At 53.0% G+C, this 21,475-nt stretch carries 15 protein-coding genes and 1 pseudogene; 5 read left to right on the top strand and 11 right to left on the bottom strand.

The features are described 5' to 3' along the window. From Q0628_RS05605 to dnaX, 5 genes are all read right to left on the bottom strand, one after another. The coding region (locus Q0628_RS05605) for an efflux RND transporter permease subunit (protein WP_298768964.1) at positions 1-520 on the bottom strand (520 nt) is incomplete at its 3' end. A 15-nt stretch (positions 521-535) separates the two neighbouring features. After that, a complete protein-coding gene (locus Q0628_RS05600) occupies positions 536-1,588 on the bottom strand; it encodes an efflux RND transporter periplasmic adaptor subunit (RefSeq protein ID WP_298768961.1) in 1,053 nt (350 codons plus the stop codon). A 15-nt stretch (positions 1,589-1,603) separates the two neighbouring features. Further along, a complete protein-coding gene (locus Q0628_RS05595) occupies positions 1,604-3,007 on the bottom strand; it encodes a TolC family protein (protein WP_298768959.1) in 1,404 nt (467 codons plus the stop codon). Between the two features lie 182 nt (positions 3,008-3,189). Further along, the gene (locus Q0628_RS05590) at positions 3,190-3,498 is read right to left on the bottom strand and encodes a YbaB/EbfC family nucleoid-associated protein (protein ID WP_298768957.1); all 309 of its coding nucleotides are present in this window, start codon (positions 3,496-3,498) and stop codon (positions 3,190-3,192) included. A gap of 49 nt (positions 3,499-3,547) precedes the next feature. Next, complete coding sequence (gene dnaX / locus Q0628_RS05585; RefSeq protein WP_298768955.1) at positions 3,548-5,317, bottom strand: DNA polymerase III subunit gamma/tau; 1,770 nt, start codon at positions 5,315-5,317, stop codon at positions 3,548-3,550. 256 nt (positions 5,318-5,573) lie between these two features. Between dnaX and Q0628_RS05580 the strand changes: the two genes are divergently transcribed. Further along, entirely contained in the window at positions 5,574-5,951 is a 378-nt protein-coding gene (locus tag Q0628_RS05580; protein WP_298768952.1) for a hypothetical protein, read from the top strand. Positions 5,952-6,067: 116 nt separating this feature from the next. Here the strand turns inward: Q0628_RS05580 and pheT are convergent, their stop codons facing one another. From pheT to Q0628_RS05555, 5 genes are all read right to left on the bottom strand, one after another. After that, positions 6,068-8,503, bottom strand: a complete 2,436-nt coding sequence (gene pheT / locus Q0628_RS05575; RefSeq protein WP_298768949.1) for a phenylalanine--tRNA ligase subunit beta — start codon at positions 8,501-8,503, stop codon at positions 6,068-6,070. Positions 8,504-8,611: 108 nt separating this feature from the next. Continuing rightward, the gene (locus Q0628_RS05570) at positions 8,612-9,745 is read right to left on the bottom strand and encodes an RluA family pseudouridine synthase (protein ID WP_298768947.1); all 1,134 of its coding nucleotides are present in this window, start codon (positions 9,743-9,745) and stop codon (positions 8,612-8,614) included. Next, positions 9,742-11,370, bottom strand: a complete 1,629-nt coding sequence (locus tag Q0628_RS05565; protein ID WP_298768945.1) for an NAD(P)/FAD-dependent oxidoreductase — start codon at positions 11,368-11,370, stop codon at positions 9,742-9,744. Before Q0628_RS05565 ends, Q0628_RS05570 begins: the two co-directional genes overlap by 4 nt. A gap of 71 nt (positions 11,371-11,441) precedes the next feature. Continuing rightward, positions 11,442-14,765 carry a right-handed parallel beta-helix repeat-containing protein gene (locus tag Q0628_RS05560; protein ID WP_298768943.1) on the bottom strand — a complete coding sequence of 1,108 codons (3,324 nt, stop codon included), beginning with the start codon at positions 14,763-14,765 and terminating at the stop codon, positions 11,442-11,444. Further along, on the bottom strand, positions 14,765-16,672 hold the full coding sequence (locus Q0628_RS05555; RefSeq protein WP_298768941.1) for a FecR domain-containing protein: 1,908 nt from the start codon (positions 16,670-16,672) through the stop codon (positions 14,765-14,767). The genes Q0628_RS05560 and Q0628_RS05555 overlap by 1 nt, the downstream gene beginning before the upstream one ends. Positions 16,673-16,819: 147 nt before the next feature. On the opposite strand from Q0628_RS05555, the gene Q0628_RS05550 reads away from it, so the two are divergent. From Q0628_RS05550 to Q0628_RS05535, 4 genes are all read left to right on the top strand, one after another. Next, on the top strand, positions 16,820-17,104 hold the full coding sequence (locus Q0628_RS05550) for a hypothetical protein (protein WP_072797039.1): 285 nt from the start codon (positions 16,820-16,822) through the stop codon (positions 17,102-17,104). Then, a complete protein-coding gene (ybeY, locus tag Q0628_RS05545) occupies positions 17,104-17,586 on the top strand; it encodes an rRNA maturation RNase YbeY (protein WP_298768935.1) in 483 nt (160 codons plus the stop codon). The genes Q0628_RS05550 and ybeY overlap by 1 nt, the downstream gene beginning before the upstream one ends. Continuing rightward, entirely contained in the window at positions 17,586-18,938 is a 1,353-nt protein-coding gene (locus tag Q0628_RS05540) for a hemolysin family protein (RefSeq protein WP_298768933.1), read from the top strand. The genes ybeY and Q0628_RS05540 overlap by 1 nt, the downstream gene beginning before the upstream one ends. A gap of 84 nt (positions 18,939-19,022) precedes the next feature. After that, the gene (locus Q0628_RS05535; RefSeq protein ID WP_298768931.1) at positions 19,023-20,363 is read left to right on the top strand and encodes an MATE family efflux transporter; all 1,341 of its coding nucleotides are present in this window, start codon (positions 19,023-19,025) and stop codon (positions 20,361-20,363) included. A 72-nt stretch (positions 20,364-20,435) separates the two neighbouring features. Here Q0628_RS05535 and Q0628_RS05530 read toward each other — a convergent pair. Further along, positions 20,436-21,335: pseudogene (locus Q0628_RS05530) on the bottom strand (toprim domain-containing protein); the annotation flags it as partial. Positions 21,336-21,475 lie beyond the last annotated feature (140 nt).

The following is a 21,475-nucleotide window of genomic DNA, read 5'->3' as shown; positions in this document are numbered from 1 at the left end:
AAAGGTCAACGCTTGCCACGCCCGGAACAGAGGTGAACAGCGGTTCGATTTCGTCTTCCACCTTCTGGCGGAGTTCCGTGGAGTTCAGGGGACCCGTAAAGGAAATGGCCATGATAGCGGAGGCGTTAATGTCCACCTTCGAAATAATAGGTGCTTCCACGGCGTCCGGGAAGTCGGCTGCCGCAAGTTCGATTTTAGAACGCACATCGTTTGCTGCCACGTCCACGTCGATACCCATGTTGAACATGGCCACCACGATACCGTAGTTTTCCATACAGATGGACTGCACGTAGTCGATGCCGTCCACCAGTTCCACCTGGTCTTCGATGGGCTTGATAATGGTGGTTTCGATTTCTTCCGGGTTAGCGCCCGGATACACGATTGTACCGGTGACCACGGGGATGTCGAATTTCGGCATCAGGTCCACCACCATCATGGAGTAGGTGTAGAGACCGAAAACCACGATGGCCAAAATGACCATGAGCATGGTAATCGGTTTATAGATACTGGCCTTAATCATTCGGTAAAATCTCCCTTATTCGACCACCAGGACTTTGTCGCCGTCGTTCATGCGGGACATGCCTTCGACAATGACGGTTTCTGTGCCTTCCAGGCCTTCGGCAATCTGGATGTCGTCCTTGGTCTGTACGCCCAGCTGCACGATCTTGCGGCGGGCCTTGCCTTCGTCATCCACGATCCACACGGCGTTGGAACCGTTGCGGTAGACCACGGCTTCGGTGGGGACCACGACGCCGTTCACCTGACGGGTGTCCAGTTCGGCGGTCACGTACATGCCGGGGAGAAGCTTCTTGCCCTTGTTGTTAAAGGTCACTTCCACCGGGAAGAAACGGGTGTTGGGGTCTGCGGCCAGGGGAATCAGGGAAACCTTACCCTTGATCTTTTCGCCCGCGACGGTTACCGTAGCGGCAGCGCCCTTCTTGAAGTATCCGATATCCTGGCTCGTGACGTTGAGCTTCAAAATCACCTGGCTCAGCTTGGCGATGGTGGCGAGCACGCCGCCTACCCCGGGAGTCTGGCCTTCCTTGAACTTGAGCTCGGTCACCACACCTGCTTCAGGAGCGAGAATTAGGGAAGCGCGGCGGGCGGTTTCCAGGTTCATCTTGGCGACCTTCAGCTGCATTTCCTGGGAGTCCATGTCCTGCTGGCTAATGCCTCCCTTCTGGAATACTTCACGCATGCGTTCGGTGGCCTTCTCGAGGAGGGCGACCTGTTCCTGGGCTTGCTGGTACTGGGTGTTGTCACCGGTAAAGAGGTATTCGGCAACCACCTGGTCCTTCTTCACGGAAGAACCCACCTGGATGTTGATCTTGGCGAGAGGGTCGCTCATCTTGCAGATAATCTTGTTCTGCTGCATGCCCTCGATGGAACCGCTGAACTTGCGGACGTCGGTGAGCTTTGCGACAGTCGCCTTGACTACGCGGGCCGGCTTGCCTTTTTCCTTCTGGATTTCTTCGATGGTAGAGGCTTTCTTGGGTTCGTTGTTCTTGGCCTCGTCCTTTTGGTTACAGGCAACGAGGAGCATAGATGCTGTGGCGAGGGTCAGGAGGGTTTTGAGTGTCTTATTCATTCTTTCCTCTTCTTATTAATATTCACCGGTGGCCTGAAGGAGCGCGTTGTAGGCCTTGTTCCAGTCGACGATGGTCGACATATAGTTGAGCTTTGCCGTGCGCAAGCTGTTTTCGGCGGAGAGAAGGTTCAACTGGGTTTCTCTGCCGATCTTGTAGGCGGCCTCGGTCAGGTCGTAGTTCTTCTGGGCGAGACTGATCTGGCTCTTTGCCAGTTCAATCTGGTCGTTGGCGTCTTCCAGGGTGTTTACGCAGGATTCGATCTGCACGCGGAAACCCCTTTCGGCGGTTTCCTTCTGGATCTGGGTACTACGCAGGTTGGACTTGGCCTGGACCACGGCTTCCTTGGTCTTCATGCCGTTGAAAAGGTTCATGGTCAGGTTCAGTGCAATGTACTTGTTGATGTTTTCGTCCCAGTCCGGAGCGTCCCATTCATTGAATTTGTTCTTGTTGTTGTTGTAGGTGATTCCGCCCACGAGAACGACGGTGGGCTTGTAGCCACCTTGTTCGATGGTGATGTTCTTGTTGAGCATCTCTTCGGAAGCTTCCAGCATGACCAGTTCCTTGCGGCGCTTCTTCACGTTGGCCATGGAGGTGTCGGGGAAGGTAAAGCCCTGGGAGGGGTCCCTCAGGTCACCCTGGAACTGCACTTCGCTTTCCCAGTCCATGCCCATGGTGTTCAACAGGGCGTTGCGGGCGAGGACGCGAGCCTTTTCCGTGCTCTTGATCTTGGAATTCAGCTCGTCCATGGAAAGCTGCACGCGAATCAGGTCCAGTTCGGTGGCAAGTCCGCTGTTTTTGGACTGTTCCACGAAATTCAGGTTCTCCTGGAGCAGATTCTTGGACTCGTTGAGGATTACCAGGCTGGAATCCAGCAAAATGAGCTGGTCGAAGGCGTTCTCCACGTCGTAGCGGACATTGGCCTTGGCGTTTTCCAGGCTGACTTCCTTCAAGTGTTTGTAGGTCTTGGCGATTTCGATGCCGGTTCCCACCTTGCCCTGGGCGTAGAGGACCTGGGTGGCGGTTACGCCTACGCTGGATTGCCAGCGATAGCCCTGGCTTTTCATGCCGTACATGAGGCCGTCCAGGGCCGGAGCCAAGGCATTGGCTGCAAAGGGTTCGTTGGTGCCCGCATCCATATCGGAAGCGGCGTTTGTTAAATCGTGACTGTTCTTGACGTCATCGAGCCCGAAAATGCGGGTGACCGTTGCGTTGAGGTCAATTGTCGGCAGGGCGTTACCGTAGCCGGCGTCCACCTGGGAATTGGCCGAAACCAGTTCCTCTTCGGCGGTTTTTACATCCGAAGACTTTTCAAGGGCTATATTGACGGCTTCTTCGCGAGTGTAGGTCGTTGCTCCCGCAAGCTGGGGAACCGCGATGCACAGCGCTAGGGCCGATATCGTTCTAAAGTGCCTTGACATTAATGCTCCTATATACTTTTTGCGCTCCAAATGTAAAAAAATCTTATATACTATAAAAGGGCGAATTATATAATTGGTGGATGAAATGACTCATTTATAGGACGAAATTACCAGTATAGCAAAAAAGAAAACAAGTCCCTCTCTAGGGACTTGTTTTAGTGAAAGTTTGAGCAGGTGATTTGCTACATCAGGCCGGGAATCTTCATGCCGCCGGTAATACCGCTGATGCTTTCTTGGGTGGCATCGTCTTTCTTTTTGACGGCAGCATTGATGGCCGCCATGAGTAAGTCTTCAAGGGCTTCCACGTCATCTTTGTCCACTGCATCGGGGTTGATCTTGATCATGGTGACCACACCCTTGCCGTTCATGGCGACTTTCACCATTCCGCCGCCGGCTTCGGCTTCGAAACTCTGCGCCTTGAGGTCGCTCTGGGCCTTCATCATCTTGCTTTGCATTTTCTGAAGGTCACGCAACATTTTGCTCATATCCATAGTGTATTTCCTTTTTTAGTAGCTCTTTCGCAGTTCAATATAGTAAATGCTAGTCTTCTGTGTCCATGTCTCCGGAATCTCCCTGCTGGGGGATTACCGCTGGTCGATTGCTCTTGAAACTGTAGATGAGCTCGGCGGCAAAGTGTTCCTTGAGCGCCTTGAGACCGGAGTCTTTTTCGAGGTCCAGCTCGTAAGGGGACATTGTTGCCTGCTTGCGGATGGCTCGCTCTGCTTCATTGAAAGCCCTCGTTTTCAGGGTGAGCTGGATGGGTGTTTGTAGCGCTTCCTCGAGAATCTGTTTTAGACGGTCCAAGTAGTCGGGGCGGTCTTCCATCTGCTTGACGCCCCAGGCGTCGCTGGCGGTGTCGCCAAGGTAGGTGAGCGCGATGGAGAATGGCGTTGCGTTGAGATCCCCAGTTTCGAGTACGGTGTCGTTCAGTGCTACCGAGAATGCGAAGTCGCCAGAATCGGCTATGCGGGATCTGATTGCCCCCCAGGCAGAGGCTATTTCGTAACGGCTGTAGACTCCGTTGCCGTAACCGCCCACGATGTCGTTCTGGAGAACGGCAAAAGGATTTTCTTCTTGCTGCTGGAGCGCCTTGGCTTCTTCCTGGGCGTCCAGCATGTTCTGAACATCAGTTACTTTTTTTTTTAACGCCTCGTCGGAGGCGTTGCTCGATGCCTTGGAAGGATCGTTGATCGCGGCAAGTGCACGTCTCAGATCCGTTAGCCTGTCTAACCAGGCCATTCGGGCAAAGGTCGTTTCGACCATGAGTCGTGGATTCGTGCTGTAGCGGAGAACTCCTTGCAAATCGATGAGCATTTTGCTGATACGCAGAATATCGCCATTTTTGAGTTCAGGAACGGCACTTTTGTACTTGGTGTAAAGATCTTCGGAAATGTTCAGTGCGTCGGGCGTGAATGCGTCGAGACGGGTGTAGAGCAGGTTGCGCAGGAACTTGCCGAATCCATCGAGGAGCGGGATGAATTCGATGCCTCGTTTGCAGGCGTCATCAACCATTTGGAAACAGCCCTTGAGGTCGTGATTTTCGATGGCGTTGATGAGCGTGAAGAACAATTCAATGGGGGGAATTCCGAGAACGCTGCGGACGGCGTCCGCAGTCATTTCGTTGCCCGTGAAGGCGTAGGCCTGGTCAAAGTAGGTAAGGCCGTCGCGCATGGAACCGTCTGCCTTTTCGGCAAAGATATCGAGTGCTTCGTCGGTAGCGTTGATGCCTTCTTGTTCACAGATGTAGCGCAAGCGGCTGCGGATCTGTTCCACCGTGAGACGCTTGAAGTCAAAACGCTGTACGCGGCTCAATATGGTCTGCGGAACCTTATTGACTTCGGTTGTTGCGAAAATGAAAATGACATGTTCTGGTGGTTCTTCCAAAGTTTTGAGAAGTGCGTTGAAAGCCCCCGGCGAGAGCATATGGACTTCGTCAATGATGAAAACTTTGTATTTGCCGATAACGGGGGGGTACTGAACGCGCTCAATTACATCGCGAATGTTATCGACGCCCGTGTTGGAGGCGGCGTCTATTTCAAAAACATCCATCGGGGTGCCGCTTGAAATGTCCTTGCAGCTTTCGCACTGTCCACACGGGTGAAGCGGGTCGCCCCCGGTGCAGTTCAACGTACGGGCGAGGATACGGGCACTGGTGGTCTTGCCTACGCCGCGGGTTCCGGTAAACAGGAAGGCATGGTGGAGTCGACCTCCTTCAATTGCATTTTGGAGGGTTTTTGCGATATGTTCCTGACCGACCATATCGGAGAAAGATTGCGGACGCCACTTCCGGGCCATTGCTATGTATGCCATGCGTGGGAATATAGTAAAAGGCGAGAGCAGCGGCAAAATAACTTGTTGTTTTGACATTGCCGAGCCGTACTATATGCGTTCTGAAAGAACGCCATATAGTAAAAATTGAAGATTGATAATTGATGATTGATAATTGATAATGGATAATGGATGATGGATAATGGATGATGGATGATGGATAATGGATGATGGATAATGGATGATGTCGTTACACAATTTTTGTATTATTTGTCTATATTAAACTACGAGGTACACGATGAATCCGAATTTAGCTCTATTGATTCTTTCTTGGCAGGTGGCTTGCCTTTTCCATAAGAATGAAATCGAGAAACTTTTGCCCGGTTCCGCTTCGGCTACTGAGGCTGAAAGCAATGTGCTTGACCAAATTCACGATGAACTGACCCCGGATGTCTCCTGGGATGATTTTAATGCAACCTATGCCAAGTTCAAGTCGGCTAAGGACCGTGCCGCTGCCTGCGTTGAAGCAATCAAGAATGAGTCTGGCGAATTCAAGAGCAAGGTTCTTGAATCGATGCTCCGTGTAGCGAACGCCTCTAAAGAAAACGAAAACGAAAGCAACGTGTCGCCCGAAGAAATGGACTTTATCCAGCAGATTAGAGAAGCGCTGGAATAGCGATGAGTCTTTAAAACATGAAAGCCCCTGATAAGGGGCTTGTTTTTTATCTCACTGCTCGAAGGGTCGTAAGGCCCGACCTCACACCTCAAGGGCGCGAAGCACCGAGCACTTAGCTAGCGGAGCACGATGTCGCCGTTTGCGACGAGCTTGTCACGCAGCTTGTTGTGCGCCTTGTTGACTTCGTCGTCGGTAAGCGTGCGGTCCATGGCCTGGTAGGTCAGACTGTAGACCATGTTCTTCTTGCCGGCTTCGATCTTGTCGCCTTCGTAGATGCTCTTGAGCGTAATCTTTGCGAGGTTCTTCGGGTTCAGGCCCTTGATGCGTGCGAGAATCTGCTCGTGAGTCATGGTCTTGTCGACTTCGAGGGAAATGTCTCGGCTAGAGGGCACCTGGCGGCTGAACGGTTCGAACACGATCTTCTTGTGGGTGGCGTGTTCCATCTTGTCCATGTCGAGTTCCATCACGTAGGTGGTGTAGCCGATTTCGAAAGCGGCCATGGCGGTCGGGTGGAGTTCGCCCATGGTGCCAAGCACCACGCCGTCGGCGAGGACTTCGACCTGCTTGCCCGGGTGCAGGTAGATTTCAGCCTTGGCTGGCACGCGGAATTCCACCACGAGGCCTACGCGCTTGAGGAAGCTCTGCACCAAGCCCTTGAAGGCGGCAAAGTCAATCTGGGCGGGCTTGTCGTTGAGCGGGTTTACGTCGAAGGCGCCTGCAACGGCGAGGGCGACGAGGTTCGATTCGTCAAAGCCCGGGTCGCGCACGTCCTTGCGGTCGCGCTTGAACTGGCCCTTGGCCACTTCGAACAGGCGAACGGAACCGGGGCGGTTCTTTTCGTTTTCGGCAACGCTCTTGAGAAGATTCGGGAGGAGGCTGGTCGGAACCACGCCGAGTTCATCGGAAAGCGGGTTGAGGAGCGCTGCGGGCTTGCTGCGGCGGTCGTCGTTTTCGGCGCCGAACAAAGCTTCGGTGCGGGCCTTGCTGGTAAAGCGGAGGGAGAGGCATTCGTGCAGGCCCATTGCAGAAAGCGTCTTGCGGATCTTTCTGTTCAGGACTTCGATGGGCGGAAGTTCGTTCGGCTGCATCTTGAAGGAGGGCAGCGTGTACGGGATGTTGTCGAAACCGATGAGGCGGGCGACTTCTTCGATGAGGTCGACTTCGCGTTCGAGGTCGGGGCGGAATCCCGGAATCCTGAAGGTGATGGATTCGGCGTCTTTCTTCACGACTTCGAGGGCGATACCCGTGAGGTACTTTTCGATGTCGGCGGCATCAATCTTCATGCCGATGACCTTTTCGGCGCGGGCCGTGCGGAGCGTGACTTCGTTCAAGTTCTTCTTGTGGTCGTCGCCCGTGTATTCGACGGTGCCCTTGAGAATGCGGCCACCGGCGACTTCCTGGATCATGGCGCAGGCGTAGCGGCTGTATTCGTCCTGGGTGGTAAAGTCGATTTCGCGTTCGAAGCGGTAGCTGGAATCGGTCGAGATGCAGAGGCGCTTGGCCTGCTTGCGGACGATGGTCGGGTTGAACCAGGCGCTTTCGAGGAACACGTTCTTGGTGGTATCGACAATTTCGGATTCGACGCCGCCCATCACGCCGGCTACGCAAGCCGGACGGTCGCCGTCGCAAATCACGAGGTCGTTTTCGACGAGTTCGTGAGCGGTGTGGTCGATGGTTTCGATCTTTTCGCCCTTCACGGCGCGGCGCACCTTGATCTTGTTGCCGTGCAGCTGGTCCATGTCGAAGCTGTGGAGCGGCTGGCCCACGTCCATCAGAATGAAGTTCGTGATGTCGACCACGTTGTTGATGCTGTTCATGCCTACAGCGTGCAGGAGCTTTGCGAGCCATGCCGGGGACTTTTCGACTTTCACGTCCTTGATGACGCGGCCCACGTAACGTGAGCAACCGCAACCGGGAACCACTTCGAGGCTCACGGCAGAGCTAGCGGCTTCGGAGTCTTCCTTGAGTTCGTAAGCGAGCGGCTTCAGCGGACGGTTGAACTTTGCGGCCAGTTCGCGGGCCACGCCACGGTGGCTTAATGCGTCCGGGCGGTTCGGGGTCACGTTCAGTTCAAAGCACACGTCATAGAGGCCGAGGCTTACGAACGGGGTGCCAGCGGGAATGCTGTCGTCGAGAACCATGATGCCTGCGTGGTCGTCGCTGAGGCCGATTTCGTCTTCGGCGCAAATCATGCCGAAACTTTCGACGCCGCGAATCTTGGACTTTTTCATCTTGAGCATGGTGCCGTCGGGGAGCGGAAGTTCTGCACCGATCGGGGCAAGCACCACGGTCTGGCCGGCGGCCACGTTCGGGGCGCCGCAAACGACCTGAATAGTTTCTTTGCCGTTATTGACGGTCGTAATGTGCAAGTGGTCGCTGTCCGGGTGGGCTTCGCAGGTAAGAACCTTTGCCACAATCAGCTTTTCATAAACCTTGCCCGGTTCTTCGGTGCCTTCGACTTCCAAGCCGATGGAGGTCAATGCCTTTGCAACTTCTTCCGCATTTTCCGGAAGATCCACATGACGTCTGAGCCAATTCAAAGAAACTTTCATCTTTATTCCTTTTTTGCACGGATTTTGCCGGGTGCTTCAAAACGACCCGCGTGCAAAACACGTGCCTGCTTAAATTTCGGTGGTAAATTTAGAAAAAAGCTTCGGCTTTTATCGGTTGAATTCGCGACGGATAGGCTTTAGCTGGTCCACGACGCTTTGCAGTTCTTTGGGAAGCGGACAATCGAGTACGATTTTGTCTCCATGCCAGGTGAATTCTAGTCTGCAACTGTGCAAGAAGAGTCGGTGGAGCCCGAGCTGCTTTTTGGCTTCGCGGTTGAGCGCGAAGTCACCGTAGCGGGTGTCGCCGAGGAGGGGGTGCCCGATGCTTGCAAAATGAGCGCGAATCTGGTGCATGCGGCCTGTTTCGAGTTTGATTTTTACGAGGTCGTAGCCTTCGTAATGTTGCTTGACGCGGTAATGCGTTACAGCCTTCTGGGCATTCTTGCCAGATTCACCGACCTTCATTTTGCTACCCTTGGCGGCATCGGTGCGGGTGAGCGTCTCGTTGATGGTTCCCTTGTCTTTTTTGAGGTTCCCTTTGACGAGGGCGTAATAGAATTTGTCGACTTCGTGTTCGCGGATCATGCGCGTGAGTTCACGGAGCGTGTCGCCGTGGAGGGCGGCGATAATCATGCCCGAGGTTTCTTGGTCGAGGCGGTGGGCGATGGTGGGCTTAAAGTCGAGCCCTTCGCGGCGGCCCCATTCCCACAGATATTCTACGAGGCTCTCGCCGGGGCGAGTGCCGGAACCCGGCTGGCTTGCAAGTCCCGAGGGCTTGTTCACGACCACGTAGTCTTCGGTCTGGATGACGATATCGAGCTCCTTGGCGCCCCAGCCAGACTGCTTCTCGGCGGGGGAGGCTGACTTGCCCCAGGTAGACTTGGCTTTTGCAAACCCTTCTGCGGTGGATTGCTTCACCCCTTCGGGGTTCGCAATGACGTGCGAGGCGAATGCTGCGACAGACTGCTTGCAGGCAGGCATTGCTGAGCCGAAGCGGTCATGCGCTTGTGCAATGACGTTATTCTTTTCTTCTTCGCTGACAGACTTAAAATTCTCGTAGATGCAGACGGTGTCGCCTTCGGCAAGCATCTGATTCGCCTTGCCCACGACTCCATTCACTCGGACTTTCTTCTTGCGGATGACGGCGAAGAATACCGACAGCGATTCGTCGGGGAAGGCCTTGCGGAGGAATCGGTCGAGGCGCATGTTGGCAAAGTTGCGGTCAATGACTCGGGTGATCATAAGCTTTCCTTTTTCGCGTAGTGGGCGAGTCGCACGCCGTCGGCGGCGCTGGTGACGATTCCGCCGGAATACCCGGCACCTTCGCCGAGCACGAACAGGCCGCGGGTATTCACGCTTTCAAGCGTTTCGTTGTTGCGACTCATGCGCAGCGGGCTGCTGGTGCGGGTTTCGGGGGCGACAATCAGACCTTCTTCGATGAATCCGGGAATCTTCTTGTCAAAGTTCAGGAATCCTTCGGCGAGGCTCTTGCAAATGGTTTTGTCCATCCAGTCCCACAGATTGCTCTGTATAAGTCCGCAGGGGTAGGTGGATTTCGGGAGCGATTTGTCTTCTTTGTGGGCGAGGAACGCCTTAATAGTTTGTGCCGGGGCGGCATAGCTCTTGCCGCCGACCGCGTAGGCGTCGCTTTCGATTTTTCGCTGGAAATCGAGCCCGCCAAAGAGCTTGTCGCTTGCGGCTATGGGCACGGCGATAGCTCCGTTTGCAAAGGGACCGCTCCTGCGGCTGTAGCTCATGCCGTTGGTGGCAAGGGTCCCGGGCTCCGAGGCGCAGGGCACCAGGACGCCACCCGGGCACATGCAGAAACTGTAGGCGCTGCTGGTTTTATTCAGTGTCGGGGTGGCGAGAAAGTATTCGGCGGAACCCGTGAGCTTGGTATCGACATTCAGGCCGAGCTGTCGCATGTTGATGAGTGCTTGCGGGTGCTCGACGCGCACGCCCATGGCAAATGCCTTGCTTTCGAGTGCGACGCCACGGGCGTGCAACATTTCGTAAATGCTCCGGGCAGAATGCCCGACGGCGAGCACCAGCGCTTCGCAGGGTTTCCAGTGAGGAATTGCGGCGCCTGCATTGGATTGCTTCGCTTCGCTCGCAATGACGTTTTTTAACTGAATCGCCGCAATGCGGCCATTCTTAATCTCGATATCTTCGAGGACGGTGCTGAAATGAATCTTGCCGCCGAGTCTTGCAATTTCGGCGCGCAGTTCCCGCAGCAAGAGCACCAGACGGTCCGTGCCGATATGCGGCTTGGCGAAGGTCACGACAGATTCGTCGACTCCGAAGTCCACCATGTCGTGTAGAACCTGTTCCACGAACAGGTTCCGGGTGCGGGTATTCAGCTTTCCATCGCTAAAGGCCCCCGCACCTCCTTCGCCAAAAAGCACGTTGCTGTAGGCGTTAAATTTACGGTCGACAAAGAACCGGCGAATATCGCGGAATCGTTCTTCGACACATTTTCCTTGCTCGTACAAATCAACGGCAAAACCTTTGCGCAGTAAATGCAAGGCTGCCCAGAGTCCGCTCGGGCCTGCGCCAATTACATCCACATGCCCGGGCATCGCGACGCTATTTTTCTGCGGGTCGCTTTCAAGAGATTCTTTGTCACGCGTTGCCGCTACAAGTCCCTTGGCGTGATTGCCCGTGGTGCGGACTTCCCGCTTCAAGTCAAAAATCACGTTGTAAGACCACTTGGGGTCGCCCTTGCGTCGGCTATCCAACGAAAAACGCTCCACCTGCAAGTTGAAAATTTCTTCGGGGTGCAGGCGGAGTTCCTTGGCTAAAGCTTCGCGGAACTTACCTTTCTTGGCAAGTGCAACGGAAAGTTCTCTGTAGCGGTAGGTGAACATCGTTTCAAATTTAAAAAAATAAAGAACCGCTTCTTGTAAAAGCGGTTCTCTTTAAACAATGTCAGATGATTCTAGAATATGTAGTTTACGCGCACGCCACCGTAGATATCCTTGTATTCGTCGCTCAGGTTGTCGGGACGATAGTACATGGCCGCTCCGACATACCAGTCGCTACTCCAGCGCGAGTTGTGATTGACATGGAGATTCGCAGAACCGAGAAGATCGTATTCGGATTCGTCAAACTTTTCATCGTTTTCTTCCCATTCAGTCGTGAGGTAACGGAATTCTCCCGAAAGACCGAGAATAAGGAACCTGTTCATGAAGGGAATTTCGAATTCGTCTTCAATAGTATATTCGTCTTCGGTCATGTCGTTGCGCTCATAATTCTTGAAGCGCGGAGTGAAGGAGAAATAGTTTTGAATCCTCGAAAATTTCGATGTTACCGAGATGGGGTAGGTGTGCTCAAAGTAGTCTGCACCTCCGAAATAGTAGCCGAGCTTGGCTATGGTTTCGTTTGAAAGGTCCATTTCGTTTATTAGGTCGTCCTTGAAGAACTTGGAGTCGTCGCTACGCAGTGTCCAGCGGCCACCCACCTTGATGGTCGAGTTGAATACACTGTAGGAGACTTCTGCAGACCAGGTGTTCCTGTAGATGCGTTCCTGGAACTTGGAGGCGAGATAATCTTCTGAGGCCATGCTGTTATATTCTGCCCAGCGGGCGGAATCAACCAAGACGGTGTCCTTTTTGTCGACAATTTCGGTCGTCGCCTTATTCTTGCGAGCGGCGAACCAACCATCCCTATAAATTTCGTCTTCGAGGATGTAGTCGCCATGCAACTGGTAAGGACGATATTGCGAACGGTATTCCAGGTTGTATCCGACGGAAATGCCTATGTTCTTGCCAATCTTGAAATTGTTGTTCAATTTCCAGTTCTGGATATACTTGGTTCGGTCGTTGTCAAGTTCATGCTCTTCAAACCACTTGGAGTCATCTTCGTTGAACAGTCCCCAGCGGGTTCCTTCACCAAGGCCGAACAGGTTTGTCTTGCCGTACTTGGCCGCATTCTCTATGTTGAGGTTGTAGCCGAACTTGAGATTCCAGAACGGAAGAATGTCCTGTTCGAGAGTACCCCCGAATTCACGGGTGTCGGCGAGCTGGTCGGCAGAACCTGCGCTATAGTAATCCTCACCGACATACTTGATATGTCCTTCAAGGGTCGTCTTGTAAATGTTCCAATTGAGCGAAGCTCCGATTGCGAAATTCTGACTGCCCCAGTTGACTCCCATGACGCGGTCATCGTCTCGGTCATCTTCATAATTACTCTGGACTGATTTCGCTTCGCGGATGAGTGTCCGCAGTGAATCGCGCATTTCGCCGCGGTTGAGCATGGAATTCTCTCCGAAGATCTCGGTGAGTTCTTCCTTGGTGAGAGAATTGATCTTGCTTTCGTTGGTCATGAGCATTCTAAGGACTCTCATCGATGCGACATTGAGACCTGCATCCATGAATACCTTGTTGACGGCGCGTTCTCTGTAAACATCGGTAGTGTCAGCGCCACCGACGGCGATCTGTCCATTCAATTCGATGTCGCCCGGATAGAAGAGCCAGTTTCCGTCGGCATAGAGAGTCATGGATTTTTGCATGGGCTCGCTAGTGATGGTGCTCTTGCTTGCTCCATCGCGCAACAGTGGATCATGAATTTCATCGTCGGACGAGATGATGCCGACCGTCATGTCAAAGCGGCGGAGCGGAGCCCACTTCAGGGAGGCTCCCTTTACAAGGCGCTGAGCCTGGGCTTCGCCATCATCGATATAGTTGTTGTAAATGAGAGGATGCCTTTCGTCGGGTAGGTAGGGCTTGCGGGATTCACCGAAGAATCCGCTGAATTGCAGAAGCGGGTCGGTTGCGTTGTTCTTCTGGAGAGTCGAAAGTGTATAGCCGATACCGAAAACGGGGAGCGAAGACATGTAGATGTCGCCTTCGAACTTGTTGAAGTCGCCGACGACTAGATTCATGCGCTTGTCCGTGTAGCTGAGCGTAACCGGATTCGGAGAGAAGTAGTTCCAGGAATCGGCCGTGAGGTCCGTATTGAATTCGATGGTACGTCCGTCAGGGGACTGCAGGCGCATATAGACGCTCGCTTCGCCGCCGAATCCGGGAACCTGGAAATTGTTCTCGTAGTGATCGCCATGCTTAATGGTGTCACCTGCGATTTCGATGGTGCCCTTGTGGTGCTTGCGGGTCATTACGTAGTGGTAGTTTCCGCCGAGCATTATGTTGCCGACCTTTGTCCAGGAAGTACCTGCGGGTTCCTTGCTTCTGTCGTCTTCTTCTTTCTGCGCGAGGAGTGTTTCCACTTTTTCGTTCGGGTTGACGGGACGGCTGTAGATGCCCGGAATCTCGGGATCGGTTGGCAGCGTTTGGGCAATCGCGTTCACGTTGTCTGCAAATTTGACTTCGTTTTCTCCGACGCTTTCGGTGACTTCCTTGGACAGGACATCTGTAGTGGTTATGCCGACCTTGTTGTCGCTGATATTTGTGTTGTTGAAGGCGATGTGGCTGTTGCCCATGTCCAGGAGTGCGTAGGCGTTCGACTTGAATTGCGACGATGCGACGCTCGTTATGGAAAGCGGGGAACTGTAGAGGGCGACATTGTTGCCTTCGAAGGTGGTGTTGCTGACCACGGCGTCGCTGTAGGGGGCGACATGAAGCGCTGCGCCCTGGTTGTTTCTGAATTGAACCTGATCGATGGTCAATGTCGTATTTTTGGCGTAAATGCCTCTGGCAGAGCAGTTCTCGATTTCTGCCGACTGAATTTCGAGGGATCCGTTTTCAATGGTAATGCCATTTTCGGCACCGTCAACGATGGTACTCTTGATAGAGGCTAGGGAGTCGCTGCTGATGAACAGACCTTTCCAGCTCTTACCCTTTAGAGCCGATCGCAATTCGACTTTCTGATTTTCGGAGCCGGCAATGACAAATTGTCCTTGCGAATAGATTCCTGTACCGGGAGTAAACTGAAGTACGACGCCCGGTTCGATAATGACGGCGCTGTTTGAGTTAATGGTAATATCGCCCGTGACAAGGTACGGAGACTGGTCTGCCTTGATGAAACCGGAAATGTCGCCCTGGATGGGGGTACCCGTTGCCATGACGGGTTCCGGTTCGGAAGACGTTTGTGCTGTTGCAGGCTGGTCTACGGCTGGAGCTTCGGCTGCCGGTGCGGCGGTTAACGCTTCGGTCTCGGTCGCCGACTCATCTGCGGTTTCTGCTGCGGGAGCCTCTGCCACCGCTTCTGTTGCGGGGGGATTGGCGTCCGCTTGTGTTGCCGGAGCCTGCTGCTGAGCATAAACAAAACTTAAGCTAAGTGCAGAAATAAGGATAGGGGCTTTCATTAGCGCACCTCGTAGGTCTTTTGGTCATTAAGGATTTGACCGCTCTTGAGGGTAACGGTAACATCAATGGTCGGGGATGTTCCTCGAGAAAGTTCAACTTGTTGGTTGAAATGGTTGCTTTCCAAGTCGGAACCACGTAGGGTAATGTTAGGCTTGCCGGGTTGAGAAATGACAATCTGCTTGATGTAGTCGGGATTGTTGGCGGGGAGTCCCGTTACGGAGAATTTCATGACCTTGTAGAAGGAATTCTTGATTCCCATTGGAGGAGGAGGTACACGTAATCGTTCTATTGGGCGTCCTTCAATGGAAACCTTTGCGTCAGTAATAATGGGGTAACATCCGAGGGTCCTGGAGAATCGGCTGGAGTTTCCGGCCTGGTCGGTGACTTCGATTTCGTATTCGTGTCTTCCCTTGCTCAGTTCAATTGAAACGCTCTGATTCTGGGTCAAGGCAATTTCTCTAGTGGTGGAATTGTCTTTGGAAATGGTATAAATGGCGTTGTCGTCAGTGATGTTCTCGAATAGGGCCTGCATGGAGCATGTTAGCGAATCGTATCCCTGGTAGGTCACCTTTGGCTTGATTGTGTTCACGTCCTTGCAGGACTTGTTAATCTTCAGGTCCAGGGAGGCTTTATCGTCTCCATATAAGGAAGACTTGTATATGACTTTCGCCTGGGTCTCGTTCCAGTTGCCGATTTTATCAGTAATGGGGATGGTGTAGGAGAAGTTGCCGTTCACGCTCATTTTGACCAGATTGCTAGAACTGGCGTTGCCCACGCTTACGATAAGCGTTGCACTGGAGTCCCTGGGATCGAAGGTTCCGTCAATCGTTGCCGAAGCCGGATTGCAAACCTCGAGGGGCGAACTGGTGGTGATGGTCAGAGGTTGATGCTTGTCGGTCTGTTTTGAGGAATCCTGTGGTTTTACGTAGAATACACTTGTTTCTGCGCAGTTGAAGTAATTGATCTTGTCGGTGTAGCAACGGATGCCAATCTTTTTGAGACCGACAGAAGTAGCTTCCCAGCTAAAGGGCAAGGTGAGGACCCCTCCGTTTGACTGGACGGGATCGTCATCGATGGCGACCATCGCTCCTGCGGAGCATTCGACGGTAACGTCAACCTTGGGCACAAATACTGTATCAGGGAGTGGGGCGATGGAGCAGGATATCGATTTCTTGAGTTCGTCAAGCTTCGTCTGGAAGTCACCATCCATTTTCTGTAACGCCTTGGTCAGGGAGTCCAGGTTTCCTGCAATAGAGCTGTCGCTAAGTGCCGATTCGATATCGGTAAGAAATTTGTCATCACCAGAGGATTTCAGGTCAAAGACGATGATTTTGTCATTTATGGAGAGTGCGGTCTGGCCTTCCTTGACGGAATACTGCTTACCGCCGAATTCAAGGTTGATTTCGCCATTTTTCAATGATGCAATCAATTTCACCTTCGGGCTTGAACCAAAGATGCCTGCCGTTCCGCGGATTGCAGCGGTTGCGGTTCCGGTCTTGAACTTGAACTTGCTGGCAGTACCCTGTTTTTGGACATCGAATCCCATTTTACCGTTGTTGATGGTTGTCGTAAAGAGGTTCTGGCCATCTTCGAAAGACAGTCTTTCGATGGTGAGATCGGTATTTTCCTGGATGGAGAAGCTACTGCCATCGGGAAGAGCGATAATGACCTGGGATTCCATGTAGGTACGGATATTGTCGCCCTGTTTGACCGTTTTTTTGCCTTTTTTGAGTCCTTTGAACTCAGCCTTGGTCGTGTCACCGACAATCAGCGATTTTTCGCTATTGCGGGTCATGACGGCATCGCCGGTAGCAAAGCGGATTTTGCCGGAAGATGCGGAGAAAGAGATGTCGGCAGTTAGGAAAAGGAGGGCTGTAGCTAACTTAAAGTACCTTGAAAATGACATATTGCCTCTTTATACGAATGCAAACCTCCATAAATATATGTATTTTTCTTTTAACTAAAGCTGAATGGCCAACTTTAGGTAATAAAAAAGAGACTTTTTTCAAAGCGTTTTGAAAGAAGGTAAAAAGGTAATAATATAGGACCGCATATGGAAGTTGAAGAACTGACCGTTGCCTACAGCGACGAAGATACCGGCGAAGAAGTCATCAAGGAAATCGGCAAGGAAATCCTCTCGAAGGGAGCGTGGCCGACCGTGATGTTCTTTTACCAGGAAAGGGACCCGAAGTCCGGTGAATTTACCGAACCCAAGGTGTCGCTACGCCGCTACCGCAAGATGGCGGGCAATTTCAAACCCCAGGGCAAGTTCAAGATTACGGGCAAGGCCCAGGCCGAAGCTATCATAGACGTTCTCAAGAAGTGGTATAACATTTAATGCCAGACCCTGCTAGTCGAAAGAAGAAGTATAATATCGAGTTCCTTTGCGAGGGGGACATCGAGGCTTTTCCGTACAAGGACAAGTTCGAAAAGGTGGCTCGCAAGCTCCTTGCCGAAGAAGGCAAGGAAAAAGACGTGAATATCGTGCTCTGCACCGACGAGTTCGTACGCACTATGAACCGCGATTATCGCGGGCTCGACAAGGTGACCGACGTGCTCTCGTTCGAATGGAAGAACGAACTCGGTGTCGAAATTCCCGAAGACGAGGCCATGCTCGGCGAAATCTATATCGCCCGAGAGCAGGTGCGCCGCCAGGCTCCCGAATACGGCAACACGTTCTATGCCGAAATGAAGCGCGTGATTGTTCATGGGCTTTTGCACCTTTCGGGCTACGACCACATCAAGGCCGCCGACCGTAAGGTAATGCGCAAGCGCGAATGCGAATTCCTGGGACTTGACCCGTACAAGGAAGGTGCCTAATGGAATCTTCTGAAAGTTTCGCAGTAGCCTTCCTTGTCGTATTTATCCTGACCTCGTTCTCGTTCTCGCTGATTAAGTCGGTATTTAGCGGCATTTATGCCAAACGCGACGCCCGAGACCGAGAAGGCCGCGAAGAGGTGGTCGCCTCGTTGGTGGAACTTCCCGGCTTTAACGAGACAATTTCGATTGGTCGCATTTTCTGTAACGTGGGTGCGGGCGTTCTCGGTTTTTATCTGTTCCAGATGATTCCGTGGAACTGGGTTCAGGACTACTGGTTCCTTGCTTTTGCGGCTTATCTGGTGGTCGCCTGCATTGCCATTTACACGATCACGGTGTTCTTTGCGAACTTGCTCGGCAATTTGAAACCCGACACATTTGCTGTGGTATTGATTCCGCTGTTCAAGTTCCTTCGCTTCCCCTTTGCGCTGCCGGCTAAAATATGCCATGTGCTTTTTGTAAAATCGCTCAAGGTTTTCGGCTACGATTCCAAGCTCAGTTTCCTGCCCGAAGAGCGTCGCGATGCGGTGCAGGCGCAGGCTGACTTGAACGACGAAGAGGATACCGATGGAGAAGGCCTGGAACAGGAAGAACGCCAGATGATTCTGAACATCTTCGACTTCGTGGAAACCCCGGTGCGCGAAATCATGACGCCCCGCGTGGACATGTGTGCCATTGAAGTCGGAACTCCGCTCGAAGAATTGGTGAAGGTTCTCAACACCGAACGCCATTCCCGCTTGCCGGTTTACAAGGAAACCGTCGATAACATTGTGGGTATTCTTTCGAACCGCGATTTTTTGGAATGGTACACCGAACACCGCGACGAACCGTTTGACATCATGAAACTCGTGATGCCGCCGGTCTTTGTGCCGTATCACAAGAAGATTGACGACATGCTCACCGAACTTCGTAAGACGGGGAACCAGCTTGCGATCGTGGTCGATGAGTATGGTGGAACCGCGGGCCTTGTCACGCTCGAAGACATCCTCGAAGAAATCGTGGGCGAAATCAAGGACGAAGACGACGTTGACGAAGATGAAGATGTACAGCGGCTCAAGGACGGACGATTCATCCTCGATCCGGTCATTACGCTTTCGGATATGGAATACAAGCTCGGCGTAGAACTGGAGGCTCCCGAAAATTCCCATGTGGAAACACTTTCGGGCCTTATACAGGCAACGCTCGGCATCATTCCTTCTCCCGGTGCCGAAGTAACCATCAAGGGCTATACATTTCGCGTGCTCAAAATGGATGGAACCCGCATGGAAAAGGTCCTTATGATTTTGCCGGGAAAAGGGAAGGCCAAGAGCGGCAAGGGCGCACCTCGTACTCAGGCATTCAAGGTTGTTCCGTAAAATCAAAAAATCTGTATACAGCGCGTACCACTATTTAAAGGGGCTGCTCTTTGGGAGCGCCCTTTTCATTTCTAAAATTGTAATATGCACGGCCCCTCAAAAGACGTCAAAGACCGTTCCCTGATAAGCCTCTCCTGGCCGCTTATCTTGACTTTTGCCGTGGGCATGATCCAGCCCATGATGGATAGCTGGTTTCTTTCCAGGACATCGGAAACGGCGGCGGCAGGCGTAGGTGCCATGCTCCCGATTTTGGGAGCCCTGTTTACGGCGTTGCATGCGTTTTCGCAGTCGGGAGCGAGTATTGTTTCGCAGTATATCGGTGCAAAGCAGAATAGCCATGCGAACAGCACCCAGACCATGGTCCTTTTCGGAAGCATTCTCCTCGGTTTAGCCCTCACACTCGTCATTTACCCGCTTTCGGGCTCTATTCCGCACTGGATGGGCCTTTCCGATGACCCGGCCAGGTATGCCATGCAGTTCTTGAGTGTAGTCTCGTTCGGTTTTGCCTTCCGAGCCCTACAGACTATTTTGACCGCCCTCATTGCGACTCATGGCCTGACAATCTGGAATTTTGTGGGCAATACGATTACCATTGCAAGTAATGCTGCATTGAACGTCGTGTTCCTCGAAGGCTATTTTGGACTCCCCAAGATGGGCGTTTACGGCGTAGCGCTTGCGACCGCCCTTTCGTGGCTCGTTTCTTCGGGAATTCTCTGGATGGTGCTCAAGCTCAAGGTGAAACACCATAGCAAATCCCGCGACTGGAAACGTTCCCGCGTACTTTTGCCGGACTGGATCCGCATCGGGCTTCCGGCTGCCGCTGAACCGATCAGTTTTCAGCTGTTTCAGGTTTTCATTACGGCGATGGTCGTGTATGTGGGAACGACTGCCATGACGGCCCGCGTGTTTGCAGGTAACTTTGCCGCCCTTTCGGTGATTCTGGGCGTGGGTCTCGGTAGCGGAAACCAGATTCTCGTTGCCCATCTCGTGGGGGCGCACGATTACGACAAGGCGAACAGGCGTGTCCGCGAAACGCTTGCCATAGGCATTACGAGCGGTCTTCTGCTTTCTATTATAGTTGCCCTTTTGGGCGAACACCTGCTGCGGCTCTATACGGACAATCCGGAAGTGCTTAGGCTCGGCAAGATTTGTCTTTGGTGCGATGTGGCTGTGCAGCCTTTCAAGGCGGTGAATTTTATCGTGACCACATCCCTGAGGGCTGCCGGTGATTCCAAGTTCCCGGCGATTGTCGGGAGCGGCATGATGTGGACCCTCGGCCTTGTGACATCTCTGATTCTTGCGTTTGTTGTAGGACTTGGCCTGCCGGGACTTTGGCTCGGCATGGCAAGCGACGAACTTTACCGCTCCTTTGCCAACATTTGGCGCTGGCGTAGTGGCCGCTGGAAAAGCAAGGCTGTTGTCTAGATATTCTATTTCCCCAAAAACAAAAATGCGCGAAATTTATTCGCGCATTTTTCTGTAATTGTCTGAACTGGCTTAAAGTTCTTCCACGGCTTCGGCGCGGAGGTTCTGCACAATATGGTCCTGACGCTGGGGAGTGTTGTTCCCCATGTAGTAGGCGAGCATCTTGCCGAACGAGGCATCGGGCGGAAGCACCACCGTTTCGAGGCGCATGTCTTCGCCGATGAACTGGCCGAATTCTTCCGGAGAAATTTCGCCGAGACCTTTGAATCGGGTAATCTCGAGGCCGGTCTTGCCGATTTCTTTTGCAGCCCTGTCGCGTTCCACTTCGTCGTAGCAGTACTTGGTCACCTGCTTGTTACGCACGCGGAAAAGCGGCGTCTGCAGAATGAACAGGTGCTTCTGTTCCACGAGTTCGGGGAAGAACTGCAAGAAGAAGGTCATCAGCAAAAGACGAATGTGCATACCGTCCACATCGGCATCGGTCGCGATAATCACCTTGTCGTAGCGCAGGTTCTCGAGACCGTTTTCGATATCGAGCGCGTGCTGCAACAGGTTGAATTCCTCGTTTTCGTACACCACCTTCTTGGTCATGCCGAAGCTGTTGAGCGGCTTACCGCGCAAGCTGAACACCGCTTGCGTCTGCACGTTGCGGGCCTTGGTAATGGAACCCGATGCAGAGTCACCTTCGGTAATGAAGATCATGGTTTCGCGGTTGAGCGCGTTCTTCGCGTCGGTCAGATGAATCTTGCAGTCGCGCAGCTTGCGGTTGTGCAGGTTCGCCTTTTTCGCGCGGTCGTTCGCAAGCTTCTTGATGCCCGCGATTTCCTTGCGTTCGCGTTCGTTCTGCGTAATGCGGTTTAAAAGAGCCTTTTCGGTTTCCGGATTCTTGTGCAGGTAGTTGTCGAGCTGCGAGGCCACGTAGTCTACAATCCAGGTACGCAGCTGGGCGCCACCCGGAGCGACCGTCGTCGAGCGAAACGAAACGCCAGTTGCGAATCAAATACTCCTCGCCGTCGGAGCGGCGCGCCAACTCTTCAAGCGCCGAAAAAGAACGCGTTTCGAGATAGTCGGCGACGTTGCGCAACAGCTGAAAAACGCGGGTTTGCGTCGCC

It is taken from the genome of uncultured Fibrobacter sp., assembly GCF_937877005.1.
In the GTDB taxonomy this organism is placed as follows: domain Bacteria; phylum Fibrobacterota; class Fibrobacteria; order Fibrobacterales; family Fibrobacteraceae; genus Fibrobacter.
This window is presented reverse-complemented; position numbering and strand designations above follow the sequence as displayed.